29 protein-coding genes and 1 riboswitch are annotated in these 25915 nt (G+C 62.7%); of the genes, 12 read left to right on the top strand and 17 right to left on the bottom strand.

All coding sequences use genetic code 11. The features are described 5' to 3' along the window. Positions 1-21: 21 nt before the first annotated feature. Positions 22-414: a nuclear transport factor 2 family protein gene (locus U5760_RS24455; RefSeq protein WP_322014890.1), complete on the bottom strand. Its 393-nt coding sequence runs from the start codon at positions 412-414 to the stop codon at positions 22-24. Between the two features lie 26 nt (positions 415-440). Here U5760_RS24455 and U5760_RS24450 point away from each other — a divergent pair, with 26 nt between their 5' ends. Then, on the top strand, positions 441-1103 hold the full coding sequence (locus U5760_RS24450; RefSeq protein WP_322014889.1) for a TetR/AcrR family transcriptional regulator: 663 nt from the start codon (positions 441-443) through the stop codon (positions 1101-1103). Between the two features lie 346 nt (positions 1104-1449). Here the strand turns inward: U5760_RS24450 and U5760_RS24445 are convergent, their stop codons facing one another. From U5760_RS24445 to U5760_RS24415, 7 genes are all read right to left on the bottom strand, one after another. Beyond that, complete coding sequence (locus tag U5760_RS24445) at positions 1450-2175, bottom strand: hypothetical protein (protein WP_322014888.1); 726 nt, start codon at positions 2173-2175, stop codon at positions 1450-1452. A 62-nt stretch (positions 2176-2237) separates the two neighbouring features. Further along, positions 2238-3221 (bottom strand): reverse transcriptase family protein, encoded by a 984-nt coding sequence (locus U5760_RS24440; protein ID WP_322014887.1) that lies wholly within the window; start codon positions 3219-3221, stop codon positions 2238-2240. A gap of 157 nt (positions 3222-3378) precedes the next feature. After that, entirely contained in the window at positions 3379-4125 is a 747-nt protein-coding gene (locus U5760_RS24435; protein WP_322014886.1) for a hypothetical protein, read from the bottom strand. Beyond that, the gene (locus U5760_RS24430; protein ID WP_322014885.1) at positions 4109-4612 is read right to left on the bottom strand and encodes a hypothetical protein; all 504 of its coding nucleotides are present in this window, start codon (positions 4610-4612) and stop codon (positions 4109-4111) included. The genes U5760_RS24435 and U5760_RS24430 overlap by 17 nt, the downstream gene beginning before the upstream one ends. 178 nt (positions 4613-4790) lie before the next feature. Continuing rightward, positions 4791-5306, bottom strand: a complete 516-nt coding sequence (locus tag U5760_RS24425) for a hypothetical protein (RefSeq protein ID WP_322014884.1) — start codon at positions 5304-5306, stop codon at positions 4791-4793. 211 nt (positions 5307-5517) lie between these two features. Further along, entirely contained in the window at positions 5518-5937 is a 420-nt protein-coding gene (locus U5760_RS24420; protein WP_322014883.1) for a PIN domain-containing protein, read from the bottom strand. Next, positions 5934-6218, bottom strand: coding sequence for a type II toxin-antitoxin system Phd/YefM family antitoxin (locus U5760_RS24415; RefSeq protein WP_322014882.1), 285 nt, complete (start codon positions 6216-6218; stop codon positions 5934-5936). Before U5760_RS24415 ends, U5760_RS24420 begins: the two co-directional genes overlap by 4 nt. 556 nt (positions 6219-6774) lie before the next feature. On the opposite strand from U5760_RS24415, the gene U5760_RS24410 reads away from it, so the two are divergent. After that, positions 6775-7068, top strand: coding sequence for a GYD domain-containing protein (locus U5760_RS24410; RefSeq protein ID WP_322014881.1), 294 nt, complete (start codon positions 6775-6777; stop codon positions 7066-7068). Positions 7069-7216: 148 nt separating this feature from the next. Here U5760_RS24410 and U5760_RS24405 read toward each other — a convergent pair whose 3' ends face one another. Both U5760_RS24405 and U5760_RS24400 read right to left on the bottom strand, forming a co-directional pair. Continuing rightward, positions 7217-7867 (bottom strand): hypothetical protein, encoded by a 651-nt coding sequence (locus U5760_RS24405; RefSeq protein WP_322014880.1) that lies wholly within the window; start codon positions 7865-7867, stop codon positions 7217-7219. 191 nt (positions 7868-8058) lie between these two features. Continuing rightward, a complete protein-coding gene (locus U5760_RS24400) occupies positions 8059-8736 on the bottom strand; it encodes a FadR/GntR family transcriptional regulator (protein WP_322014995.1) in 678 nt (225 codons plus the stop codon). Between the two features lie 141 nt (positions 8737-8877). On the opposite strand from U5760_RS24400, the gene dgoD reads away from it, so the two are divergent. Together dgoD and U5760_RS24390 are read left to right on the top strand one after the other, a co-directional pair. Next, positions 8878-10026 (top strand): galactonate dehydratase, encoded by a 1149-nt coding sequence (gene dgoD, locus U5760_RS24395; protein WP_322014879.1) that lies wholly within the window; start codon positions 8878-8880, stop codon positions 10024-10026. Positions 10027-10319: 293 nt separating this feature from the next. Continuing rightward, entirely contained in the window at positions 10320-10619 is a 300-nt protein-coding gene (locus U5760_RS24390) for a hypothetical protein (protein ID WP_322014878.1), read from the top strand. A 77-nt stretch (positions 10620-10696) separates the two neighbouring features. Here the strand turns inward: U5760_RS24390 and U5760_RS24385 are convergent, their stop codons facing one another. Further along, positions 10697-11623 carry a CopD family protein gene (locus tag U5760_RS24385; RefSeq protein WP_322014877.1) on the bottom strand — a complete coding sequence of 309 codons (927 nt, stop codon included), beginning with the start codon at positions 11621-11623 and terminating at the stop codon, positions 10697-10699. A 518-nt stretch (positions 11624-12141) separates the two neighbouring features. Here U5760_RS24385 and U5760_RS24380 point away from each other — a divergent pair. The 4 genes from U5760_RS24380 to U5760_RS24365 all read left to right on the top strand — a co-directional run bounded on the left by U5760_RS24380 (position 12142) and on the right by U5760_RS24365 (position 16946). Continuing rightward, positions 12142-12897: a c-type cytochrome gene (locus tag U5760_RS24380; RefSeq protein ID WP_322014876.1), complete on the top strand. Its 756-nt coding sequence runs from the start codon at positions 12142-12144 to the stop codon at positions 12895-12897. Positions 12898-12918: 21 nt separating this feature from the next. Then, complete coding sequence (locus U5760_RS24375; RefSeq protein ID WP_322014875.1) at positions 12919-14217, top strand: cytochrome c; 1299 nt, start codon at positions 12919-12921, stop codon at positions 14215-14217. 229 nt (positions 14218-14446) lie between these two features. Continuing rightward, positions 14447-15067: a PAQR family membrane homeostasis protein TrhA gene (gene trhA, locus U5760_RS24370; protein ID WP_322014874.1), complete on the top strand. Its 621-nt coding sequence runs from the start codon at positions 14447-14449 to the stop codon at positions 15065-15067. Between the two features lie 220 nt (positions 15068-15287). After that, positions 15288-16946 (top strand): DEAD/DEAH box helicase, encoded by a 1659-nt coding sequence (locus U5760_RS24365; protein WP_322014873.1) that lies wholly within the window; start codon positions 15288-15290, stop codon positions 16944-16946. Between the two features lie 95 nt (positions 16947-17041). Here U5760_RS24365 and U5760_RS24360 read toward each other — a convergent pair whose 3' ends face one another. Then, positions 17042-17551 (bottom strand): hypothetical protein, encoded by a 510-nt coding sequence (locus tag U5760_RS24360; protein WP_322014872.1) that lies wholly within the window; start codon positions 17549-17551, stop codon positions 17042-17044. Between the two features lie 107 nt (positions 17552-17658). Next, on the bottom strand, positions 17659-18462 hold the full coding sequence (locus U5760_RS24355; RefSeq protein ID WP_415914174.1) for a ferritin-like domain-containing protein: 804 nt from the start codon (positions 18460-18462) through the stop codon (positions 17659-17661). A gap of 719 nt (positions 18463-19181) precedes the next feature. Here U5760_RS24355 and U5760_RS24350 point away from each other — a divergent pair. Next, positions 19182-19379: a hypothetical protein gene (locus U5760_RS24350; protein WP_322014870.1), complete on the top strand. Its 198-nt coding sequence runs from the start codon at positions 19182-19184 to the stop codon at positions 19377-19379. Positions 19380-19599: 220 nt separating this feature from the next. Here U5760_RS24350 and U5760_RS24345 read toward each other — a convergent pair whose 3' ends face one another. Next, complete coding sequence (locus tag U5760_RS24345; RefSeq protein WP_322014869.1) at positions 19600-19968, bottom strand: hypothetical protein; 369 nt, start codon at positions 19966-19968, stop codon at positions 19600-19602. Positions 19969-20243: 275 nt separating this feature from the next. Between U5760_RS24345 and U5760_RS24340 the strand changes: the two genes are divergently transcribed. Then, positions 20244-20930: an HAD family hydrolase gene (locus U5760_RS24340; RefSeq protein ID WP_322014868.1), complete on the top strand. Its 687-nt coding sequence runs from the start codon at positions 20244-20246 to the stop codon at positions 20928-20930. Positions 20931-21039: 109 nt separating this feature from the next. Here the strand turns inward: U5760_RS24340 and ribB are convergent, their stop codons facing one another. The 3 genes from ribB to U5760_RS24325 all read right to left on the bottom strand — a co-directional run bounded on the left by ribB (position 21040) and on the right by U5760_RS24325 (position 24377). Beyond that, positions 21040-21762, bottom strand: coding sequence for a 3,4-dihydroxy-2-butanone-4-phosphate synthase (ribB, locus tag U5760_RS24335; RefSeq protein WP_322014867.1), 723 nt, complete (start codon positions 21760-21762; stop codon positions 21040-21042). 165 nt (positions 21763-21927) lie between these two features. Beyond that, positions 21928-22117, bottom strand: a riboswitch (FMN riboswitch). A 150-nt stretch (positions 22118-22267) separates the two neighbouring features. Further along, positions 22268-22984 (bottom strand): XRE family transcriptional regulator, encoded by a 717-nt coding sequence (locus U5760_RS24330; RefSeq protein WP_322014866.1) that lies wholly within the window; start codon positions 22982-22984, stop codon positions 22268-22270. 202 nt (positions 22985-23186) lie between these two features. Further along, complete coding sequence (locus U5760_RS24325) at positions 23187-24377, bottom strand: MFS transporter (protein WP_322014865.1); 1191 nt, start codon at positions 24375-24377, stop codon at positions 23187-23189. On the opposite strand from U5760_RS24325, the gene U5760_RS24320 reads away from it, so the two are divergent. Both U5760_RS24320 and U5760_RS24315 read left to right on the top strand, forming a co-directional pair. Beyond that, positions 24334-24681 (top strand): hypothetical protein, encoded by a 348-nt coding sequence (locus U5760_RS24320; RefSeq protein ID WP_322014864.1) that lies wholly within the window; start codon positions 24334-24336, stop codon positions 24679-24681. The genes U5760_RS24325 and U5760_RS24320 overlap by 44 nt on opposite strands. A 32-nt stretch (positions 24682-24713) precedes the next feature. After that, the gene (locus U5760_RS24315) at positions 24714-25682 is read left to right on the top strand and encodes a LysR family transcriptional regulator (protein WP_322014863.1); all 969 of its coding nucleotides are present in this window, start codon (positions 24714-24716) and stop codon (positions 25680-25682) included. Positions 25683-25915: the final 233 nt, after the last annotated feature.

Here is a 25915-nt window from a genome sequence, read left to right as displayed (position 1 = left end):
GCAGTGATTCTCACGTTGAGCTTAGAGAGACGACAATTGTAAAGGGTTCATGTAGTCGCGGAAGTGAACCACTTTGCCGTCCCGCAAAGTAATGAACCAGACATAGTTGATTTGCATCGGCGCATGATCTGGCAATCGCTGATTATGGCCAATCGCCTCGACAATCAGCTCGTTCCCCACTTCGCGCGCGCGAACGTCGCTAAGGGTACCGAAGCGGATGAACTCAGTGAGTGACCGCATATAAGCCGCAATCGTCTCGCGCCCAACCAGCAGCGGAACAGCACCGTCTGGCGCGAATGGAAATTCATGTACAGCGTCGGCGGCGTAAATCGCCATATAGCCGTCGGTGTTCCCGGCTTGAAGTGCCTGGAGAGCTTGTGCAAACCAATCGGGTAGAGAAGATGAGGCCGACATAGCGTTCTCCGATAGAATTACGAACTGTGAACAAACGGACCGCACCATTTCGGACTATCAGTCCGAAAACAAACTCTAACATATCGGACTGCCAGTCCGAAAGTGGTATTGCACGCCGAGGGCGGCCGTCGGTCGCCCCAACGCGGGTTCTTGACGCGGCAGACGCGCTATTCGCCAGCGCCACTTCGCCGAGCGAAGTCACGATGGACGCCATTGCCGCCGCAGCCGGCGTCGGAAAAGGAACGCTGTTTCGCGCATTCGGCAGCCGCGACAATCTGCTCAACGCATTGTGGACTGCCAAGCTGGCAGCCTTGCATACGGCGACGGAAAAAGGCAAATCGCCACTTGGTCCCGATGCGCCGTCACGTGACCGCGCCGTTGCATTTCTCGACGCGCTGCTGACTTTCAAATTGAAGAACCGCCACCTCATCCGCGCCCGTGAAATAGCTCCCGGACTCCTGCAATCGGAGCACTACAAATGGATGCACGGCCTATTAAGCGGTCTAATCGAAGATGTCTCGCCTGATGCGGTGACGGACGATGCCAAATATGCGGCCCATGTTCTGCTCGCAGGTTTGCACATCGATTTAATCGACGAATTGCTTGATGCCGGATTTTCAGTGCAGTCAATTCGGCATGCGCAAGCAGAGCACGCAAGGCTCGTCATCGACAAGCTACGGTCCGACTAGCCCTCACTCCTGCGCTATTGCGCTATTAGCCACTCCCTAGACCGCGTTGTCGCCCAGCCGGCACGATTCCGGAAGCCACAGCTGCGCGATACGCGAACATGTTAGTGCCCAACTGATTCGTGCGTGTATCGCTGGGGATGAGCTGGATAGCGTCAAGCAGCACCGCCGGTTTACCGACAATCATCAGTGTTTTTCGAAATCTTTCCTCCCCTCTGGAAACGTACTCGCTAGTGCACGAGAAATGCGTGGTTCCAGAAAGGATAACGACGCGCGCATAGCCAAAGTCAGCGCGCACAAATCAGTACCCGTCGTACGGAAAGCTAGCAAACCAAATCACGTCACAAAATTAGTTGCCACGCTCGAGTTTTTCCACATAGTACCGACCAATAATTCGTTCGATACCGCTCGCATCGAGAGCGTGTCGAACGGCACTCACATTGACCATATTTTCCGAGTGGAGCATATTCGGCGCAAGGCTCCAATCAACGAATCCGAACTGGTCAACAAAGGCCGTTTGCTCGATACCATCGAGGCGGTAGCCAATCGCATACTTAACATTATTGTTATATACCCTGCCATTGAATGTCGAAGTATGCGTAGTCACAATCTTAAGCCCCCGCCTCTGGGCAAAGCCAAGTCGATGGGGGGGAGAACCGTGTTTGCATTTCACCATTTTTGATGCAGTAGATAGGAAAATTTCGATCTTATGCAGATCGAGCCCGGCTTTCCATCTAAAGGATTGGTCGCCAACGTAGAAATCAGAGACTTCCGGTATCTCAACGTTTACCGCCTCGTATGATTTCAGTATGAGTGGCGGATCAAAATCCTTGAGGGGCAGCAGCATCCCCTCAAATACGGCGTGGGCGTGAAAGACAGCGATTGACCGATCCTTCATGTTCATTAGTGTCAAGCGACTTATACCCGATGCTGCGTGACGCTTCTCTCCCCAAGTTGGCTGCACGATGACCCGGAACCCTATCTTTGTCCAAGCGAAGTACAACGTAAACGGAATAGCAATCAACCCGAGATTACGAAGAATGTCCATAGCTGTCGTGAGGATAGCTTGGCTCAATTATTGATCCCTGCATGCCCTATATACGAGGTGTACACCATCTCATCATCTCCGTGATTCGGCTACGTCGACCCTTCTTCATTTTCAGAGGTTTGCGATGCAGACCAGTCATCCACTTGGCGTGCGTAGTTCAAATGCCCCTTAACCACGGGAAGTTGCTTAGGAGAAACCTTTCCTTGACTCAGCAGGTGCTCGAGAGCACGGATGCGCCTCCGATACCCTTTGGTAAGCCGAGGTACCGCCCCATCTACCAACAAACCGTGTACTTTGAGCCGATACGGTTTTTGGAATAGCTTTTCCTTCTTCTCGGCGATCCTCCAACCACCTAACTCGATGATCGCTCTAACACGGTCTCTCAACTCAGCAGGCTTACCCGTGCCGGAAAAGACAATATCGTCGGCATAACGAGTAAATGTGAGATTTAACTCTCCAGCCAATGCTTCTAGCAACCGGTCAAATTTCTGAAATACAAGATTGGAGAGTACAGGGCTACTCGGGGCTCCCTGTGCCAAGAATCCTTCGTAACATGTGAGGGCAACCATCAGATCTGCAGCGTGGTTGCTATAACCAAGCTCGATCAGTGCTGCACGGACCTGAGCAGCACTCGTTGTGCGGAAGAAATCTTTGATGTCGATCGAATAGGCCCAATCGGACTCGCAATGTCGAGCGGCTGCATCAATATGCGATCGGCCTGGTACAAAGCCGAAAGTGCTATCAAGATAGCTAAAGGAGGAAGCCAGATTGCCTCCAATCCAGCGTTGGATTAGTTTTAGCGCAACCCTCGGAGCTTGGATAACACGAACTTTCTTTCCCGTCCGAATCTCAAACACCCGATAGTACCTAGTCGGTCGCTTTGCTAATGTGCCCACAAACGAGGGGCTGAAGCCAAACAGCACAGCAACTGTTCTGAGAGAAACGACGGGTGGAAGCCCCGCTTCGACCAAGCGGCGAATTTCTGTTTCGTAGAGATTGCGAGTGTCATCAGCTAAAGCACTGACGAAAAAATCTACGGAAGGGAACGTAACAAGAAGTGGTGGCGTGTTCACGGGAAGAGCAAAGCTGAGATTGCTTTCGTTGAGCCGCCTGCCGAAGGGCGGGCGATTCGAAGGATCGGCCGCCCTTCGGCAGGCCCCCTTCTATACGCGGTCTTCGCATACGAGCGCGATACGCACTCACGCGAAACGCGCCACCGAGGCGAGTGTATCACGTCCATTTCTGCTTTACGAGCCGCAAGGCCCTACTGACATCGCTGCTGTTACGTCGACGGCTTATGGGCACAACCGACAAGCCACCTTCGGTGAGATGAAATTTTCCGTCGTGATCTCGGAGTACGAAACCCTTCTTTCGCATAGAGTCCAATTTCGAAGCAAGCCAATTTTCCGATGGCAGATGAAAATCCCCATCCAGGTACCGTTTCAACTCCGCCAAATTTATAGGTGCAAGCAACTTCACCGCAGAGAGAATCGCGACGTTCGTCGGCTCCTCCACTATAGGAGCTTGCACATAGATCTCGCTCTCATGCAACGCAAACGAAGACAGCAACATACGCGCCGCTGTCTCTATCGCTGCTATGGTCTCCAAGTCTGAAACGTACTCGGCATCAATCCAGACTGATGCGGCTTCCGAATCGGTCAGAGACGCGGTTACGTCTTTAACAATACCGGGAAACTGTCGTTCAAACAGATCTCTGAGCACGCCCTCAATTCGTGCATTTGCCTCGTCCGACGAAACGATAATTTGCACATCGGTATCGAATCTTTCGCGCAAATGCTTTGCGAGCACATTCAGTTGCCGTCGGGAAGTGTGTCGTCCCTCATGAGCCACCACAGCAACTTTCTGGGCGTCAACCGTAATGAATATAGTCTCGTCAGCAACCCTGATATTTTTAATATAAGGTCGCCTAGACTTCTCAAGGAACAAGGAGACGTCGGATTCATGTACTAATGCCAAGTTGCCTCCACACTCGACGCACCTGCCCGATGCAATATTGCGCCCTGCGCCCCCAATTGCGAGCAGCATCTGACGTTTTCTGTTCTAGCGTTACATGCCCGTTCGCAACGACAGCAATCACCGCTGGCTCGTAATCTGCCACCACTCGAATGTGGTAGCCCTCGCGCAAAATATTCGCCAATTCACTGAGTGCCTGCCGAGCAGATTGGATCAGCTGGCTAGCTTGCCCGTCGGTGAGCAAATGACGCTTCTTCTGTCTAGCCGCCTCTTCTTGAATCCTCTCCTGAATCTTTCCAATCAATAGGTCTGGCAGTTCCTTATGCTTGAGCTTCTTGATCTCCGGATGACCTATGGCGATCATCTCGCGCGTAGATAGGTAGACGGAATAGTAGTAACGGTTGAATGCACTCCGCCCGAACAGGTTCGCATCCACCTGATTCCCGGACGACACGGCTTGTACAGTTAATGCCTCAGCTACGCGCTCCATAAGCCCTTGCCTCAGACCCGCCTCAGCCAACATTGCGGTGATTGGCCTACCTATTTTTGCCTCGAAGTTAGCGCAACTTTTACACGCCGTGGCGCATCTAGCGACTTACCTGTCACATGCCAGCCCGGAACTTGGCAAAGGAAACTTGAATTCGGTATTCGCAAGAAACGAAGATGGCTCATACGCTGTGCATATATGGCAAAGCAAAATACTCCGCTGCGGCGATAACAAGCATGCATGTAGCAATACTGGCCGACATTCGCAGCAAACAAGGCCTATTTCCAGCATGAGCCCTGAATAGGTTTGCAAGGGTCCTCCATTTCTTTGTCCCAAGATTGCGGTAAATCGCCGCAATTACGTAGAAGAACAATGTACACGCAACGGCAAGCGCAATTAGCCTGAACTGGTGAGGCTGCTTCACGACGATCAACAGCATGGATAGCGACCCCAAAGCAAACCAGTATCCGGAAAACATCCAGTACAGCAGCACGTCGCCAGCGAGCACCGTTGCATCGATTGCCGGGCGAGGTGGTCGATCCTCCCGGTATCCCATCATTCGATTCACTGATATCTCCGCCTGCCTTGCAAGAGCGATCAGTGCCACACCAGTCTTCTTCCACTGCTTTGCTGAGGAAATCAACGTCCGATGCACGCTATCGATTGCCGCAACGAGCTTGGGGAGCAGTAGTATCACAACCACACCTTGCAGTAACTCACTCGATAGGCATTGAGCGGCTATTTTTAGAAGATCTGCTAGTAGCATTGGGGGACCCCGTTCCGGTTGGTTGACCAAAATTCGATCGTTTATTTCCCTTCGTTCATACCCAGCAAACAGCCAAACACTCGCCTTGAAACTGTACGGCATTCAATTCGCTCAACCGACATCCAGCCCTCCGGCCGCCACATCATGCGAAGTAGAGTTCGACGCGATCGGTTGTCCAAGTTGCCACACCAGTCCCAAAAAAATCTGCATCTTCGGTCCAAACCGGGCACCCAACTACAATCGCACAGGCAAGTACAGGCCAATCATCCTCATCCCGAGATCCAATACGCTGGAGCGCAGCTACTTTCACGGCTACATAGATCTCAGCGTCAATAACCTGGATGATAGGAGCCAAGCTATCCAGCACAGCCATAGCGGGCTCTGGCGGAATGCCTCGCTTTTCCAGCAACGTCGGCAAATATTTCCTGGCGTCCGCATACGCGACATCCGGTGCGAAGAACTGGACTTCGTGTGAGTATGTCGCCACCAACTCGCGCACCCTCATCCCAAGAACCGCTCGAATCAGAATATTTGCGTCCAGTACGATAGCCTTCTTGGTCATGCGGACTTAGCACCCGCCTTGCCCTTACCCCCAGCGGCACGACGCACCGCCTTAAACTCGGTCACCAATCCCTCGGCATCCACGCCCCGATCCGCCAGCAACTGATCCAAGGTCTCGCTAGCCTTCTTCATTGCAGCAAGGTGCGCCTCAGCTTGCCCATGAGCTGGGATGAAATACCCGACAGTCTGACCATGCCGAGTGACCGCGACCGGCGTGTTCGCCGCGATGTAGTCTGCCAGATCAGCCCGAAACTCCCGAATCCCAACTTTGATCGCTTCCATGATCATGCTCCAATATACTGCCGACACCCAATTGTGAATCAATGTGTACACATTTTAGCAGGCTATCTCCCAGATACAAGCATGCAATCGTCACGATAAATTAGTTCCAGATAGCTTCACGCCATGCTTTGCGTCCACGCATCCTAAGCCGGATTGCACCTCGAACTCGATCCAGGTAGACTGTTATTTCGTAGCCACATGCTGGTACATCTTGCTGGTACGAAATGAGGGCGGGAAGAATTGAAAAACCCTTGAAAATCAAGGGGGTGGAGAATTTCAGGGGGACTCCCTGATTCGCCACCAAATGCAAAAAGCCGCTGTTCCGCAAGGAACAGCGGCTTTTTCTTTGCCTGCTGCATTCGCAAGAACCCGACGCCCACGAAGACTCCCGTCCCGCTCCAGACACCGCGTCCCGTCTCCCACCGCATTGCCTAAAATCAAGCTACGCGCCCCGCCCGAATCAGCGGGTGCCAGCCTCGTGCCTTGCGGCACCCGCCGCCGCCCCGCCCGCTCCCCGTCGCCCACGCGCGTTTCCCCCATTGCATGGAGAATCGCCATGGCTACCTACGTGGTGCTTTCGCAATTCACGGACCAGGGCATCCGCAGCATCAAGAACAGCCCTCAGCGCGCCGGCCAGGTTGCCGAGCAGGCAAAAAGCTTCGGCTGTGAAATGAAGGAGATCTACTGGACGCTGGGCCAGTACGACATCGTGTCGATCGTCGAAGCCCCGAACGATGAAAGCCTGACGGCCTTCGGTCTCGCGCTGGGCGCGGCCGGGAATATCCGCACGCAGACTCTGCGGGCGTTCAACAAGACCGACTTCGCTGCGATCATCGGAAAGCTGCCCTGATACCTCAAGCAGTGCGCGATGCAAGCGCCTTCGCCCGCGTCGCGCACGCTCTCGAGTCCATAATGCCGTCCGGCATCAAACGCTCGGGCACACGGACTAGATAAGGAGTACGCACAACTTATCGCACCAGAAGAAGCGGACGATTCCCTCAAAACCGATACGTCACTCCAAGCCTCACGATCGGATAAAACTTCAGATCGTTAGCCTTGTTCTGCAGGCTCTGCTCTTCCGCATTCACATTTTGCTGTCCGGCCAGCGCCACGAGATCGGCGGGCACGTCGAAGTCCACGTGCGGCTTGCCATAGGTCACGCCCGCATCGAACGTCACCGAAAAACCTCGCTTGAGCGGGTTATGTCCGAAGCCGACGCCCAGATACGGACGCACCGTCGGATACGACGCCTTCGCATGAACGGTCTCGCCGCCCGCCGGGACAGTCACGCCGTTGAACGTGTACGTACCGTTCATCGGCGTGGCGTCGCCGGAAAGATTATCGTCGCCGATCAGCATGCCGGCCGTCACGCGCAGGCCCACCACATTCGGCGCCGGAAAGAAGTCCACAAAGAGGCCGCCGTGCGTGATCTTGTACGTGCCGTCGTAGTGAAGGCCGTCGCTGTTGAACCCATGCGAGAGGCTAAAGCCGCTGAATTCCGCGCGGATATTGTCGTGAGGTTCAATCGAGAACCCGAGCCCTCCGGTAATCCCGTCCGTCCCCACGCCGCCATAAACCTCGACCGCGTGTGCCGCGGTTCCCGCCGACAGGGCGAATGCCGTCGCGGCTGCAAGTGCAAACGTCTTCAATTGGCTTTCCTGGAAAAGTGGGATATCGGGCGTCGGAAGCGTCCGGACCGCGCACCACGCGCAAGCCCTTCGCGACGGATCGCGGCGCGCGCAGCCGCCCCTGACAAGGCGGTTATCGGCACTTTTCGCGGAGTATTCAGTAAGTCTGATCAATAAGCTTATCGGGGCCGGGAGCAGAAAATGGCCTCCGGTCAACCCTCGATACGCGAGCGCGTCATGCGCAGGAGCCCGGCCATCGCCGAGGTCGCGGCCGATGCGTCGCGCCGTGCGATCGCCTCGAACACGGTCGTGTGTTCGGGCAGCGCCGCGTTGAATACATCGGCGCGTTTCGCATTCACGCGCAACTGCCCTTCTAGCGTGCGGGCGATCAACGCACCCAGCGGCACCAGCAGTTCGTTGCGGCACGCGGCCAGCACCGCAAGGTGAAAACGCAGGTCGGCACGCACCCACTCGTCCACGTGGCGCGCGGCCGCCATCGCCGCGTGCGCATCGGCTATCGCAGCCAGCGCGGCGGCGTCGTGTGCGCTCGCGGCGAGCCCCGCCGCGTAGGGCTCGATCATCTCGCGCATCTCCTGCAGCTTGAGCGCAAACGCGAGCGGCGCCGCGACACGCGCGTACCACTCCAGCACGTCGCCATCGAGCAGGTTCCACGCTTCGCGCGCACGCACCCGCGTCCCCACACGCGGCCGCGATTCCACGAGCCCTTTGGAAGTGAGCGTGCGCAACGCCTCGCGCAGCACCGTACGGCTGACGTCGAAGGTCTCCATGAGTTCGGCCTCGCGCGGCAGCACCGCGCCCGGCGCGTAGTCGCCGCGCAGGATCGCACTGCCGAGTTCGAAAGCCACCGTACCGTGCAGGTCGCGTTGAATCACTGTCTCCGTCGTTCAGATAGTGGGAAGTCCGGCCAAATAATACTATTAATATCACTTAAAGGCGATTTTTGCAGTAGCATCTCTTCCACGAAACGCCCCTGCCTCGGCTCGGAGAGGCAAACCGATTCCGGAGACACCATGAAAATCACCAGGCTCGAAACCTTCGTCGTTCCGCCACGCTGGCTCTTCCTCAAGATCGAAACCGATGAAGGCATCGTGGGCTGGGGCGAGCCCATCGTCGAAGGCCGCGCGCATACGGTCGAGGCGGCCGTCCAGGAACTCGCCGACTATCTGATCGGCAAGGACCCGCTCCTCATCGAGGATCACTGGCAGGTCATGTACCGCGCAGGGTTCTATCGCGGCGGCCCGATTTCCATGAGCGCCATCGCGGGCGTGGATCAGGCGCTGTGGGACATCAAGGGCAAGCATCACGGCGTGCCCGTGCATGCGCTGCTGGGCGGCCAGGTGCGCGACCGGATCAAGGTCTATTCGTGGATCGGCGGCGACCGTCCGAGCGACGTCGCGAACAATGCGCGCGCCGTGGTCGAGCGCGGCTTCAAGGCCGTGAAGATGAACGGTTCGGAAGAGCTGCAGATCATCGACACCTTCGACAAGGTTCAGGGCGTCATCAACAATGTCGCGGCCGTGCGCGAGGCGGTGGGTCCGAACGTCGGCATCGGCGTGGACTTCCATGGCCGCGTGCACAAGCCGATGGCCAAGGTGCTCGCGAAGGAGCTCGATCCGTTCAAGCTCATGTTCATCGAAGAGCCGGTGCTCTCGGAAAACGTGGAAGCGCTGCGCGATATCGTCAATCAGACGAGCACGCCGATCGCGCTCGGCGAGCGGCTCTATTCGCGCTGGGACTTCAAGCACATTCTCGCGGGCGGCTACGTGGACATCATCCAGCCCGACGCCTCGCACGCGGGCGGCATCACCGAGTGCCGCAAGATCGCCGCGATGGCCGAGGCCTACGATGTGGCGCTCGCCCTGCATTGCCCGCTCGGGCCCATCGCGCTCGCCACCTGCCTGCAGATCGACGCCGTGAGCTACAACGCGTTCATCCAGGAGCAGAGCCTCGGCATCCACTACAACAAGGGCAACGATCTGCTCGACTACATCCGCAATCCGCAAGTGTTCCAGTACGAAGACGGCTTCGTGTCGATTCCGCAGGGCCCGGGGCTCGGCATCGACGTGAACGAGGAGAAGGTGCGCGAGATGGCGAAGACCGGACACCGCTGGCGCAATCCGGTGTGGCGCCACGCAGACGGCAGCGTCGCCGAATGGTAAGCGCGGCAGGCGCAGGACCGGCGCGCCGGTCACATCCTGCGCGTTACGTGACGCGTTTCTCTCGCCACGTTTCACCGCCGTAACGTTTGAGGCCGTATCGAAGCCGATTCGCCGCGTAGCGCCCCTGGGCGCACGCGGCGAATGTCGTTTACGCACACAAAAAACACGGCGCAAAGACCCGCCGCACAAGGCCTCACGGCTTGCCGCTCCGCATCGCCCCGCGCGCCGTGCGCACACTGGCCTGCTCCTTGCTGAATCTCCTGCGAAACCAACTAAAAATTGCAGGGACACACATGGAAGCGATGCTCCCCGACTATCTGATCCGCGAGCAGGCGGCCGTCGGTGCACTGGTGGCGTTCGGGATATTGCGCGTGATCGTGGCGGCGATCGCCCGCACGCACGGCTGGCGCATTCTCACGGTCGAGCATGCCTTCATCGGCTTCGCGGTGCTCTGGTGCTTGCCGCAACTGCTCGACCTGCTCTCCTATCCGTCGTCGGTGATCGCGCTGTCCGGGCTCGAAGGCAAGGCGATCGGCTGCGCCATCGCCCTCTTCTTCGCGCCCATTCTCAGTCACCGGCTCGGCTACGAGTGAGGTCGCCTGGGTGACGCCCGCTGCGTGACGCCGATTAAACGAGGCCGCTCGATGACGCGGCCTCGTGCCCCCACGTATCAGCCCTGCAACACATAGCCCGGCACGCTGCGCGCGAGCACGGCCGCGAGCACCAGCACACCGATCATCACGATCGCCTCCAGGTGGATCACGTTCACGAAGCGGCGCGCGGCCGCCGTCGAAGCCGAGCGGCGCAGCTCCGGCATCGCGACCATGCGGTTGTAGCCGCCCAGCACGAGCGCAAGCGCCACGAGCGCGAGCTTGCCGAGCAGCACGTGGCCCCACGAACTTCCGGTGAGCGCGGCGAGCGACCCGCCCGTGCCGCGCAGGCCGTTGAACACACCAGTGGCGAGTACGAGCCCCACGGCGAACATCGCCACGTTCGATACCTGCGTCGATGTGCGGATCAGGATGCCGCGCGCGGTCGAGGTGCCGAGCACCGGCAGCACCGCAAGCCCGCCCGCCATGACAACGCCGCTCCACGCGCTCGCGCTCAGCACGTGCAGCGTGTGCAGGCCGAGCGCAGCCGAGGCGAAGCCCGCATCGGCCGCATGGCCGAGCGCGGCGCGGCCCGCTGCGGTCGCGATCAGCGCGAGCCACAGCACGCCGTCGCGCACGGCGCCGGCTGCTGCGAACACGGTCACGAGCAGCACCAGCGCGCCGGCGAAGGCCACGCTCCACGCCTGCCCGACGTGGGTCTGCGCGAGCACCGTCGAGACCACGCCGAACGCCGCGGGCAGCGTCTCGCCGCTGATCGACGCGCTTTCGTACAGCAGCCACATGAGGAGCGCAATCACGAGCACGAGCGCCGAGGCGCGCAGCGAGCGTTGCGCGCGCAGCCATGCCGCGCGCGCGGGCGAGACGGGGCTGCGCCCGTCCCTGTCGAGCCACGCGCCATAGAGCGCGGAGCCGAGTGCAAACGCATACGAAACGTTGACGAGAGCGGCCATCGCGACCTGCCCGATCCAGAGCCAGTCAGCCTTCATCGGATCTTCGCCTCCTCGCGCAGGACAGTCGAAGGGGAGGCAGAAACGCCGGCTGCCCGGGCATGCAACGTCGAAAAAGAAAGGGCAATTAGAGTCATCGAGACCAGTGGCAAGGAAACAACATGAAAAACGAAACCGCCGCGGCGCACCATCGCCGGCCGTGCGCCGAGCCTCGTTCGATAGGCGCCGCGCCGTTCGGTTCAATGGACGCATCACGGCAACCGCGGCAGCGAGCCCCCTTGCGCGCGACAGTGACAAGCACCTAGCACGGCGATGAACAAACCCACACCACGGATCGGTTATTGGGTGCAGAATGATACCGACGAAAGCGTTTCGATTTGCCGCGATCGCTTTCCCAGGGCCTGTCAGCGGGGCCGCTTGGGGCATGCGTCAAATCGTCGCTATCGGGTCGCAGTGCTAGAATCGCCGCGTCACCGCAGCGCGCACGGTCTTCGGCTTTCATCGCGCGCAGCCTATAACCCGGGTCTTACGATGCCTGGTTCAGGTCCACGATAAAGATGGAGTTACGCGTGTCCCCAAGACGTATCCTCCGACCGCTTATTCCGCTCGTTGCGCCGCTGGGAGCCGTACTGCTCTTCGGCGCGGCCGGTGCCTTCAACGTCGCGCATGCGCAGGCGTCCCAGCCCAAGGCCCCCGACACCATCGAATCGCGCGTGCAGGGCTGCACCGCGTGTCATGGCACGCACGGCCAGGGCACGGACAACGACTACTTCCCCCGCCTCGCCGGCAAACCGGCCGAGTACCTGTACAACCAGTTGCTGAATTTCCGCGATGGGCGTCGCCGGTACCCGCCGATGAACTACCTCGTCACCTATCTCTCCGACGATTACCTGCACGAGATCGCCACATACTTCTCGAAGCAGCGGCCGCCTTATCCGCCCCCCTCGCAGCCTACGGTGTCCGGCAGCACGCTCGCGCGCGGCCACGACATCGTCCTGCACGGCGATCCGTCGCGGCAGATTCCGGCCTGCGCGGCGTGCCACGGCGCGAAGCTGACCGGCATGGAGCCGGCGATCCCGGGTCTCGTCGGCCTGCACGCGGACTACATCAGCGCGCAGATCGGCGCCTGGCGTTCGGGCTCGCGCCATGCCATCGCACCGGACTGCATGCACGAGATCGCCACGCGTCTCACCGATGACGACGTGAACGCGGTCGCGGCGTGGCTCTCCACGCAACCCGCTCCGCAGAATCCCGTGCCGGCACCGGCTAACTCGTTGAAGACGCCGCTCGCGTGCGGCAGCGAACCGCAATAAGGCGCCGGGGGAGACAGCCATATGAACCGCAAGTCCCTGTTCGCACTTTCCGCAGTCGTGGTCGCCGCCGCCGCGGCACTCGTGCCGGTGCTGTGGTCCGGCAGCGGCTATCTGCGCAACTCGGCGGCCTTCGCGGCGACGCCCGCCGCCGACCAGGCCGACCTCATCAAGCGCGGCGAGTATCTCGCGCGCGCCGGCGACTGCGTCGCCTGCCACACGGTGCGCGGCGGCAAGCTCTTCGCGGGCGGCCTGCCGATGGCCACGCCGTTCGGCACGCTCTACACGCCCAACATCACGCCCGACGACGAGTACGGCATCGGCAAATGGAGCGCCGACGACTTCTACCGCGCCATGCATACCGGCCGCTCGAAGGACGGCAGCCTGCTCTATCCGGCCTTCCCGTTCGCGAGCTACACGAAGGTCACGCGCGCGGACGCGGATGCGATCTACGCGTACCTGCGCTCGGTCGCACCCGTGCACGTGGCGAGCCGCCCGCACGAACTGAAGTTCCCGTTCAACAATCGCAACCTGCTGATCGGCTGGCGCACGCTGTTCTTCCGCGAAGGCGAGTACAAGCCCGATCCGGGCCAGTCGGTCGAATGGAACCGCGGCGCGTATCTGGTCGAAGGCCTCGGCCATTGCAGCATGTGCCACACCTCGATCAACGCGGTGGGCGGCCCGGTCAACTCGGCCGCGTTCGCGGGCGGCCTGATCCCGCTGCAGAACTGGTACGCGCCCTCGCTCACGTCGAGCGAAGGCGGTCTCGGCGCCTGGGACCTCACCGATATCTCGAGCCTGCTGAAGACCGGCATCTCGCAGCGCGGCGCCGTGTTCGGGCCGATGGCCGACGTGGTCCACAACAGCCTGCAGTACCTCTCGGACGACGACATCAAGGCGATGGCCACCTACCTCAAGACCATCCCGCAGAAGAACGAGGCGCCCGAGACGATGCAGATGGAGACGTCGGAGGCCTTCGGCGGCGAGTTGCTGCAACAGGGCCAGAAGATCTACCACGACAACTGCGCGAAGTGCCACGCGGAAAACGGCCTCGGCATGCCGCCGAACTTCCCGCCGCTCGCGAACAACCAGTCGATCCAGATGCGCTCGGCCGTCAATCCGATCCGCATGGTGCTCAATGGCGGCTATCCGCCGAGCACGGAAGGCAATCCGCGGCCCTACGGCATGCCGCCGTTCGCCCAGTCGCTCTCGAACCAGGAAGTCGCGGCGGTGGTGACCTTCATCCGCATGTCCTGGGGCAACAAGGGCAAGCCGGTTTCGCCGCAACAGGTGGCCGATCTGCGCTCCGCTCCGCTCGACTAGAGCCGCGCCTGCGTCGATCCGCCGTTGGGGCTTTGGCGTTCATAGCGGTCCCATACAGGTCGTTACTGTTATAGTTGCGTCTGCTTGAGGGGGCGCAGCCTGCTGAACACCGCAGGCTGCGCCCTTCGCTATTTCGAACCGGAAGATTGCAGCGGACCTGGCGCTGCGGCTCGCCGGGCGTCGCGCGGCGCCCGATGCAGCGAGGCAGGTAGAAGAAGAAGGAGTCGGTATGCACGCTGGTGAGCGTCTGAACAGCATTACTCACCTCGTGGGCGCGATGTTGTCGATAGCGGGCCTCGTTTCGCTCGTGACGATCGGCGCGCTCGATCACGATGCTTACAAGGTCGTGAGCTTCAGCGTTTATGGCGCCATGCTGTGCGCCTTGTATACGATCTCGACGCTCTACCACGGCGTGCGCGGTCCGCGTGTGAAAGCGTTTCTTCAGAAATGCGACCACGCTGCCATCTATCTGCTGATCGCGGGCAGTTATACTCCGTTCACGCTCGTTACGCTGCGTGGACCGTGGGGCTGGTCGCTGTTCGGCGTAAGCTGGGGGCTGGCCGCTCTCGGCATCGTGCAGGAACTCACGCTGGGCCGCCGCACGCGCGCGCTTTCGATGATCCTGTATGTGGTGATGGGCTGGCTCGCCGTCGTGGCGGTCCGTCCCTTGCTCGAAGCGTTGCCGGCCGCCGGCACCGCATGGCTGCTCGCCGGCGGCATCATTTATAGCGTCGGCATTTATTTTTTCGTCAACGACGAACGCATCCGGCACGGACACGGTATCTGGCATCTGTTCGTACTGGCCGGGAGCGTCTGTCAATTCGTCAGCGTCGCGCGCTATGTCGCGTGACGCGTCATAAGCGAAGCCATCGCGTGGCCGCCGCAGTGTCAGCGGCCCGCCGATGCAACTTAACGCCAGCCGGCGGGTCTTGATAGACCGCCTGTCAGGTGGCGCGCGCACTGGCGCGCCGTCGAGCCACGCAAGCAGGCCGGGGCCCAGGAGGCCCCTTGCAGCGCGCGCACGAGCGCCGCGCTGCGCCGCTTGCGTCAACGCAATCCAACGAGTCTCTATGTCCTTCGAATCTCTCGGCTTGTCCGAACCGCTGGTCCGTGCCGTCAACGAACTGGGCTACACCACGCCCACCCCGATCCAGTTGCAGGCGATCCCCGCCGTGCTGGGCGGCGGCGACCTGCTTGCCGGCGCCCAGACGGGCACCGGCAAGACCGCCGGCTTCACCCTGCCGATCCTGCAGCGCCTCACCGGCATGCCGGCCGCCGCGGGCGGCAAGCGCGTCGTGCGCGCACTGATCCTCACGCCCACGCGCGAGCTCGCCGCCCAGGTGGAGGAAAGCGTGCGGGCCTACGGCAAGTACCTGAAGCTCAAATCGACGGTGATGTTCGGCGGCGTCGGCATCAATCCGCAGATCGATGCGCTCAGGCGCGGCGTGGATATCGTCGTCGCGACGCCGGGCCGTCTGCTCGATCACATGCAGCAGAAGACCATCGACCTCTCGCAGCTCGAGATCCTCGTGCTCGACGAAGCCGATCGCATGCTCGACATGGGCTTCATCCACGACATCAAGCGCGTGCTCGCGAAGCTGCCGCCCAAGCGCCAGAACCTGCTCTTCTCGGCCACCTTCGCCGACGAGATCAAGGCGCTGGCCGACAGCCTGCTCGACTCGCCCGCGCTTATCGAAGTCGCCCGCCGCAACACCACGGCGGAAACCGTCGCGCAGAAGATCTACCCGGTCGATCGCGACCGCAAGCGCGAACTGCTCACGCACCTGATCCGTCAGCACAACTGGTTCCAGGTGCTGGTGTTCACGCGCACGAAGCACGGCGCGAACCGTCTGGCCGAGCAGCTCGCGAAGGACGACATCAGCGCGCTTGCGATCCACGGCAACAAGAGCCAGTCGGCGCGCACGCGCGCGCTCTCCGAGTTCAAGGACGGCACGCTGCAGGTGCTGGTGGCGACCGATATCGCGGCGCGCGGCATCGACATCGACCAGTTGCCGCACGTGGTCAACTTCGACCTGCCGAACGTGCCCGAGGACTACGTGCACCGCATCGGCCGCACGGGCCGCGCGGGGGCGACGGGCGAAGCCGTGTCGCTCGTGTGCGTGGACGAGCATCAGCTGCTCAAGGATATCGAGAAGCTCATCAAGCGCGCCGTGCCGCAAGAAGTGGTGCCCGGCTTCGAGCCGGACCCGCACGCCAGGCCCGAGCCGATCCAGCGGCGCAGCCAGGGCGGCGGCGGCGGTGGACGGGCGCCGCGCCAGCCCCAGCAGGGTCAGGCACGCGGCGGCGCCAACGGCGGCGGCGGTGGCGGTCAAGGCCGGCCGGCGCAGGCGCGTGAAGGGCGTGGGGAAGGTCGTAACGAAGGACGCAACGGCGGTCGCAGCGAGGGCCGTGGTGAAGCGCGTCAGGCCGGCGGTGGCAACGGCGGCCGCGGCGGCAACGGCAACGGCAACGGCGGACAGCGTCCGGCGAAACCTGCGGGCGGCGTACGGCCGGGCCAGGCGAAAGCGCAGGGTCCGGGCGCAGGCGCTTCACGTGCCGAACACACCCGCCGCGAAGGCTCGCACGACCATGAGCGCACCCGCGGCGCGGCGCACGACGGCACCACGAACCGCGCGCCGCGCAAACCGCAGTCGAACCCCGGCGCACTGCTCGGCGGCCGCCCCGGCGGCGATGCGCGCCGTAACGGCAACGGTACGCGCGATCGTTGATGGTTGATCGCTGGCCGGTGCCGCGACAGGCGTCGCGGCACCGGGTCGAGCGGCGATGCCTGCCTCAACTCAAGGCACCGGGCCGCACTTCGCTCCTATCCTCGTCGTAACCACTCCACCTGCTCGGCCCATCGGCGCAATGTCGCTTCACGTCCGCTCTCGTCGAGCGTGAACACGATGCCGGAATCGAGACGCGCATAGGGGACGCGCTGTGCCTCCCCTGCTGCGATCGCCGCCTCGAAGCACGCCAGCCCTGCCGCTTCCGCCTCTCGCGACGCCATCTGCACGGCGTCGAGCTGCACCTGATAAAACGCCCCGTCGAACACGAAGGTCAATGCCGCCGGCGCACTGCCCGCAAGAGACCGAGCCGAACGCGCGCCGCTCCACAGCGCGACGCGGAGCGTGCGCGCATCGGGCGCGTAGAGCTCGCCAATACCCAGCAGCGAGGTGCCGAGCCGCCCATCGGCCTGGCGCGTCACGAGCGACGCGGTAAATCCCGTCTTGCCGGCAAGATTGCTGCCGTCGAACCATGCGAGCAATTCGGGCGGCCATGCCTCGAACTGCAAACGGTCTGCACGATGATTGTCCGAACCCGGATCGCTCACTGTCTTCGTCCTCGTTTTCTCACTGGCTTGAACGCCGCGCACAAGAAAAAGCCCGCCACGAGGCGGGCTTCATCGCGCACCCACGCACGCCGATGCGCGCGCGGCATCTAGCGGAAGAACACGTGCTGCGTGATCTTCGCAAGCGGATAATGCACGCCCGGCTGGATGCGCGCCGGAATGTCGAGCGGCTTGAGCAGCATCTTCACGCACATGTCGGCCGAAAGATTGTGCCGCACCAACCGGTTCACGCGCGCGGTCAGCTCGCGGTTATAGGCGGGGTCGTCCACGCGATCCGGATAGCGGATGGCGAACACATGGCGCAGCGCGATTTCGGAATCCTCGTTCTTGATCTCCATCACGCGGCGTAGCAGCGCGCCCAGCACCGCCAGCCGGCCCTGCCCTTCGATCTGGTTGTACTTCTTGAAATAGCGGAAGAAGTGCTTGTAGTGACGCACTTCGTCGGTGCGGATGTTGTCGGTGATCTCCTTGAGCACCGGCTCGTCCGAACATTCGCCAATCGCGCGATAAAGCGTGGCCGTGCCCGTTTCCACCACGCAACGCGCGACCATTTCGAGCGCGCGGGTCTTTTCGAATTCCTCGAACGAACAGGTCTTCGAGTACTCGGCGAAGAAGTTGTTGAACGCCGTGTCCCAGTCGAACTCGGGCCAGACGTACTGGATGTAGGTCTTGAGCGCGCGGCCGTGCTGAAGCTCCTCGGGCTCCCACTCGTTGTTGAGCCACTCCGACACTTCCGGGTCGCCGTTGAAGAACACGCTCAGATTGCTGGTGTACAGGTCCGAGCCGCTCTCGATGAACGACGAGGCACACAGCAGCAGCAGCAGGTCTTCGTTGGCGGCCGCGCGTTGACGATCGATGCGCGTGAGGTCGATGTCTTCGATGCGCCAGGGCATCACGTGGCTTGGCTCAATGTCGTTATGCATTGTGTTGTGCTCCCAAAGCGGTATCCGTGCCAGCGCTGGGCGCGGCGCAGCTTTCGGTCTGCAACCGGCGCTACGCGTAGTGAAAGGTACCGGCCATTTGTGATCCATCTTAGCTGTTGTTTCGCCAGGCTGCAGTCAAAGAGCACAGACCGCTCCCAGCGGATGCAGTTCCGGGAAAAGACGCCCCGGACGATTACCGCGGCGCAGGCGCTGATTAACGGGGCCGGCGAGGAGCAGGCAACCTCGTCCCATGCTTCGCGCATTTGGCAGGCCCACTCATGCCATGAGCCCCCGGACACGCCGCGCATGAGCATCGGCCCGCCGTCCGCGCAAACGTTCAACTCACCGCGCATTGTGGCAATGCGGTGAAAACTTCAAGTGAAATCAAGGATCTGCCCGCACGCCTCACCCGCTGATGGAGGGCAGGAATGTCAAACGGAATATTTTGGGCATGTGGTTTGTACAACGTTGCCCCTTTGACTAAACTCCAGTTCCCCGTCGCCGATCCCGGGCTGGGTGCCGTTTGTGCCATTTATGCCGTTTGCCGCTGTTCCCGCATGGCGGAGCCGGCCGCACCCTCTCAGACGATCTGCACGATTGCAGGCTTTCGCTCACACCACCGCATTCTGTCGCCAGGCCACCTTCGGGCCGCTCGTGGCGACCTCTGATGCGGCAACACGGAGAGAACGATGCTGAGTCCGCATGAATTCGCCACGCTGCTGCTAGTGAAGGACGCTCCCAACCAGATCGACATGGACCGGGAAGAACTGGACGCGCTGCTCGAACGGCAACTCGTTCAGCTGGAACGGCTGGCCTCCGGCCACCAGCAGTGGCGCCTCACTGAAACCGGCGACTCCGCGTTGCGAGCCATCAAACGCTGCTCATAGTTCACGGTCGTGCGGGCGCCTCATGCCCGCTCTTCGACATCAACGCTTTCGACCCGGGCCGGACGCCGGGATGAATCGTCCGGCGCAGCGCTTCTGGTCGAGCGCATCCCCGATGCAGGCGCACGGCTGTAGACGTACGCGCCTGCAGTGCACGGTCACGCGGACCCGCGCGCTTCATGCCCGCGTGACCACTTTTTCCGGTGTTGGCTCAGTGCGCCGCTCAGCCCGAGCGCAAGGTGGGGTCGGCAGCCGCGCGCCAGGTGATGGCAGTGGCGCGCTGGTCGTTGAGCCAGCTCACCCACTGATTGCGAATCTGCGGGTCGCTACTCGTGCCCAGCGACGTGTAGTGCTGCGCGAGCGCCGCCTGGAAGCCGCAGTATTGCTCGTGCGACAGCTTGCCGTGGCGGTTGGCCACATAGGCGTCGAACGTGGCGGAATAGACGGCCAGCATGTCGGCGCCGAAATCGACGGGCTGGCCGCCGCACATCTGCTGCAAGGCGGCGAACGACGGCCCGTTGAACCTGCCGAACCCACCCTCGGGCCCCGGCATGTTCAGGCACCCCGCCAGCAGCAGCACTGCGCCGCTCATCGCTAGTCCACGCATCTTTCCCCCCGCTTCCGGTTGAACGACCGATCCATGACAGGTCACGGCGCTATTGTCGCATCGCGCGGCACGGGCGGCACCCTGGCCGTTCGGCCGAGGCGACATAGTCCCGGCAAAGCGCAATACTGGCCCTATCGACTCAAGACTCAATGGAGCCCGGCCACGCGCCGAAAAGCACGTATCATGATGCTTTCAGTCTTCCCTCCCACCCGGACGCGCCGCCCCACCGGCAGTCCGTCGTATCACCTTCAGTCTTGCGCATGATCGACCACCTCATCTGCGACTGCGACGGCGTCCTCGTGGACAGCGAAGTCATTGCCGATCGCGTGCTGTTCGAAACGCTCAGCCAAACCTTTCCCGGCGTCGACTTCCACGCCGCCGTGAAGGCGGCGTTCGGCCAGCAGACCTCGCGCTTTCTCGACGGCGTCGCCGCCCGCTTCAACCTGACGATGCCGGACAACTTTATTGCGACCATCGACCACAACATCGAGATCGCCTTGGCCGAATCCGTCTGCCCGATCAACGGCGTGCGCGACGCCCTGCGCCAGATCGCGCTGCCCGCCGCCGTGGTATCGAACAGCCGTCTCGCGCGCGTGAGCGCGTCGGTGCGCCGTGCGGGGCTCGACACGATCTTCGGCGAACGCGTGTTCAGCGCCGAACAGGTGGCGCGCCCCAAGCCCTATCCGGACGTCTATCTCCACGCGGCCCAGCAGCTTGGCGTGGAACCGGCGCGCTGCGTGGTCGTGGAGGACAGCATCTCCGGCCTGAACGCCGCGCGGGCGGCAGGCATGAAGACAATCGCGTTCGTCGGCGCGAGCCATATCCCCGCAGGCTACGCGGACGTGCTGCGCGAAATGGGGATCAGCCGGATCATCGAGCGGATGGAGCAGTTGCCCGCGCTGGTCGAAGCGGGCGTGCGCGGGGAATTCGGCGACGTGCAGTCGTAAATGCCTCGCGGGCAGAGGTCGTCCCTGCCTCGCGAGTGCGATTGAATCGCCGGAACGGTGCGCTTCAAACGCGCCGCAAACGCGCCCCGTCCCGGCCAGCCTTACGCGATCAGGCCGGTTCTGCGCAGCGCTCGCGCGCCTGCGCCAGCGACTCGCGAAACTCGACCAGTTCCGCAATCGTCAGCATCGGCAGGTTGTGCAGCTTCGCAAAGCGCACCACCTCGTCGCCGCGTGCCATCGTGCCGTCCGGGTTCATCAGCTCGCACAACACGCCGGCCGGCGTCAAACCCGCCAGCGCGGCCAGGTCGACCGTGCCTTCGGTATGACCGCGGCGCGTCAGCACGCCGCCCGGCCGCGCACGCAGCGGAAAAACGTGGCCCGGCCGCACGATGTCGGCCGGCTTCGCGCCCGGGGCAATGGCCGCGCGGATCGTCGTCACGCGGTCGACCGCCGAAACACCCGTGCTCACGCCATGACGCGCCTCGATGGAGACCGTGAACGCCGTGCGGTTGCGGCTCTCGTTGTGCGGCACCATCGGCGGCAGTTCGAGCGCGCGCACCTTTTCGTCGGAGAGGCACAGGCACACGATGCCGCTGCATTCGCGGATGAAAAGCGCCATCGTCTGGGCCGTCAGGCGGTCGGCGGCGACGATCAGGTCGGCCTCGTCCTCGCGGTCGTGGTCGTCCTGCAGGACGACCGGGCGGCCTTCGCGCATGGCGTCGAGCGCGGCGGCAATGCGCGGCGGCACCGCAACGGCGTCGAGCAACGGGAGATCGTGGATAGCGTCGAGCGGTTGCTCGACCGATGAGGCAGTACTGGTGTTGAAGGACATGTGAAACGCTCCTCGCGAGAGTTGGGCGAAAAACGTTTCAGGGCATTGCAAACAGACAAGACACCCTCCCCGCGCGCCTGACACACGCACACGCCGTCGCGCCCGAAAACAGGCACGCTGGCGCGCGGCATGCGAGCCGCAACGGATGGGCAAACATGACTATCTGCACATCTTCTTCCATCCGGACTGTAACCGTCGGCTCTGGCATCGCACCAGATCTGCTGACCCTGCGCGCCCGTGGCCACGCCACGAGACTGGAATACTTGCGCAGGCGCTCGCGGGCTCGCTGGCTGTGCCTTGCGGCACGGGCCGGCATACCGCCGGTGGGGGATTTCACCCCGCCCTGAAGACGCACTGATTACCGCATACTGAATACCGGATTGACCGGCGGACCAAGGATACAACACCCGGCTGCAACCTGCAGCGCGGGAAACAAGCACTAGACAAAATCTTGTGCGGCGCCGCATTGCCGGCCCGGCAACGCGTGCTACGCCGATCCCGCCGTTCAGGCCGGATGGCGAGCCGCCTCCGAGCCGAGCGAAGGCAGTGCGGCAAGCGCCCCCAGTTCGGGCACATCCCAGCGCGGCGGCGTTTCGGCGTTCAGCGTCACGCGGAACACGCGCGCCTCCGTGTCGCCGGGGTTGCGCAGCGTGTAGGGCTGATCGGCGTCGAACACGATCGCATCGCCCGTGGCGAGCAACTGCCGCCGATCGTGGATGCTCACCTCGAGCGTGCCTTCGCTCACCACCAGATTCATCGTCGTGCCCGGGGCGCGGCGCGTGCCGGTCTCGGTGTGCAGCGGCGCGATGCGCAGTTCGTGAAATTCGGCGGCAGCGGGTTCGCTCTCCGGATAGAGCGCGCGGGCCGAAAAGCGGCCATCGGCGCTGACGAGACGCGGCGTGCGCTCGGCCGGCAGATGCTCGAAGCCGCTTACCGCATGGCGCCGCAAGAATGCGGAGACCGACACCTTCAGCGCGGCCGCCACCTTGCACAGCACCTTGATCGACGGCACGCTGCGCGCGGACTCGACCTGGGCGAGCATCGCCCGCGAGACGCCCGAGGCGCGCGCCAGTGCATCGAGCGAAAGCTGGCGCTCGGCGCGCAGGCGCGCGAGATTCACGCCAACCAGATACTCGAGCGAATCGAACGGGCCTTCGGTGCGCGCCGCGCCGGACGCGTCGCCGGCATGCGCATCGCGCACCAGCGCAAGCGGTGTACTCATGTGTGCCTCCGTAAAGCGCCGCACGGCGGCGCGAGAGCAGGAATGGAGGCAAGACTAGCATCGCGTTTTGCCGCGCCCAACGAAGTTATCTTCACACCGTTATCGCGTTCGTTCTCTTAGCTTTCCTGTCGTTACCCCAGCCGACATGCGGCCGACTTTTCGCCCATAAGACACTTGGGACACCTCGGGCACTCAGGACACCTCAGCCCGCATCCTGCCCCACCGTCACCCGCGCATTGCCGACCGGCGTCGCCCGCGCATCGAGCCGCGCCGCGAACCACGTGAGCAGCAGCGCCGCCAGCGACACCGCCGCCGCGACCCACGGCAGCGCGTCGAGCGCCACGCCGCGCGCAATCGCGAGCCCGCCCAGCCACGCGCCCATCGCATTGCCCACATTGAACGCGCCGATATTGAGCGTGGACGCGAGATTCGGCGCCGCCGCAGCCTTCGCCACCACCCGCATCTGCAGCGGCGGCACGGTGGCGAACGCGGCGATGCCCCACACGAACACGGTCACTGCGGCAGGCAGGCTCGCATGGCTCGTCTTCGTGAACACCGCCATGACGACCACCAGCAGCACGAGGATGCCCATCAGCGAAGGCATGAGCGCCCGGTCCGCGAGCTTGCCGCCCAGCATGTTGCCCAGCGTGAGCCCGAGGCCGAACAGCACGAGCATGAGCGTCACGCCGCGCGGCGAGAAACCACTCACCTGCTCGAGAATCGGCGCGATATAGGTGAACACCACGAACACGCCGCCAAAGCCCAGCACCGTCATGCCGAGCGCAATCCACACCTGCGGATCGCGCAGCACGCGCACTTCGTGGCCCAGCCCGACGGGTCCGCTGTCATGATGGTTCGGCACGAGCAGGGTCACGCCGGCGAGCGAAATCACACCCAGCGCACTGACGATCCAGAACGCCACGCGCCAGCCGAACTGCTGGCCGATCGCGGTGCCGAACGGCACGCCCAGCACGGTGGCGAGCGTGAGGCCCGTGAACATCAGCGCAATGGCGCTCGCGCGCTTTTCGGCGGGCACGAGCGAGGCAGCCACCACGGCGCCGATACCGAAGAACGACCCATGCGCGAACGACGTGACCACGCGCGCCACCATCAGCAGCGAGTAGTTCGTGGCGACGGCACACAGCACGTTGCCGACGATGAATACGCCCATCAGCAACTGCAGCGCGAATTTGCGCGGCATGCGGCTCGTGAGCACGGCAAGCAGCGGCGCGCCGGCCGCGACGCCCAGTGCATAACCCGTCACGAGCAGGCCCGCGGCGGGGATCGACACCGAGAGATCGCGCGCGACCTCGGGCAAGAGGCCCATGATCAGAAACTCGGTGGTGCCGATGGCAAACGCGCTGATCGCCAGCGCAAGAAGAGGAACAGGCATCGCAAGACTCCGTGTATCAAACTGCTGCCGCGCTCGCCGACGCCGTGACGAATTCCACGACGACACCGGGCGCGAGCGCGACGAAAAATTGCCGTTCCGCGCGGGCGGCCACCTCGGCGCACTGATGCGGCCCGCCATACGCATGCAGCCGATCGAGAAGCGCGCACCACTCGCCGGCAGCCGCAATCCGCAGGATCCGGTGATCGATGCGCGGCGCGGCGAAAGCCGCCGGAACACAAAACAAATTTCAGACAGGCGGATTGTCCGCTTCCGACGTCAATTTGATAATTGGCGTAGCATTTGAATCATTTTCAAACGAAATCTAATAATTGCTTCATGGACAATCTCGGCGACATTCGCCTCTTTGTCGAAGCCGCGCGGCTGGGCAGCCTCTCGGCGGCGGGCCGCAAGCTCGGCCTCACCCCCGCGGCGGCCAGCGCGCGGCTGGCCCGGCTCGAATCCGGCCTGCACGCGCGCCTGTTCGAGCGCACCACCCGGCAGTTGCGCCTCACCGACGAGGGCCGGCTCTACCTGAATTGCAGCGAACAGGCCTTGCGCTCGCTCGACGACGCCAAGTCGGCACTCCAGGAGGGTCAGAACGCCGTGCGCGGCAAGGTGCGGATCTCGGCGACCTCCGACTTCGGCCGCAACCTGCTGATGCAATGGCTCGACGAGTTCCGCCAGCAGTATCCGGAGGTACGTTTCGCGCTGATGCTGAGCGACTCGCTCACGAATCTCGTGCAGGAAGACATCGACCTCGCGATCCGCTTCGGCACGCCGCAGGACAGCTCGCTCGTGGCCCGGCCGCTCGCGCCGAACCGGCGCGTGCTGTGCGCCTCGCCCGCCTATCTCGCGCGGCGCGGCGAGCCGCGCGAGCCGCGCGATCTGGCCGACCACGACTGCATCGTGATCGGCTCGGTGGCGGGGCCCGTGAACGAGTGGCGCTTCGCGCATGGCGACGTCATCCGGCAGCACACGGTGGCGCTGGAAACGGCGCTCGAGACCAACGACGGCGCCGTCGCGCGCCAATGGGCGCTGTGCGGCTACGGCCTAGCGGTGAAGTCGATCTGGGACGTGGCCGACGACCTGCGCGCCGGGCGCCTGAAAATCGTCATGGCCGACTGGCGCTATCCGGACGCGCCGCTGCACGCGCTTTATCACCGCAACCGCTTCGTCGCGCCGCGCGTGCGCGCGGTGCTGGATTTCCTCACCTTGCGCTTCGCGCAAACAGCCGACGAACTGGACGCGCTCGTGCCTTGCGCACCCGTTTCCACGCCCGAGGAATGGCAACACAAACGGCTATAATGGTGGATTACGCTGAAACGCGGCCGCAGGTCGAAAAATGCGCAAAGCGGCACAAAGCATTGCGCGAAAACCGGCGTGGGAAACACCACGTGCGCACGACCACGCGCACCACGCGAAAGTCGCCCTGACGAAGAAAAATGGCGACCGAAGCCGAAGAACGCTTCGCGACGCGGCCCCGGCTAATTCAGTCCCCTTTTATCACCGTAGTCCAGACCCGCAGCACCGGACGACGC

The organism is Paraburkholderia sp. J12 (assembly GCF_905220215.1).
In the GTDB taxonomy this organism is placed as follows: domain Bacteria; phylum Pseudomonadota; class Gammaproteobacteria; order Burkholderiales; family Burkholderiaceae; genus Paraburkholderia.
This window is presented reverse-complemented; position numbering and strand designations above follow the sequence as displayed.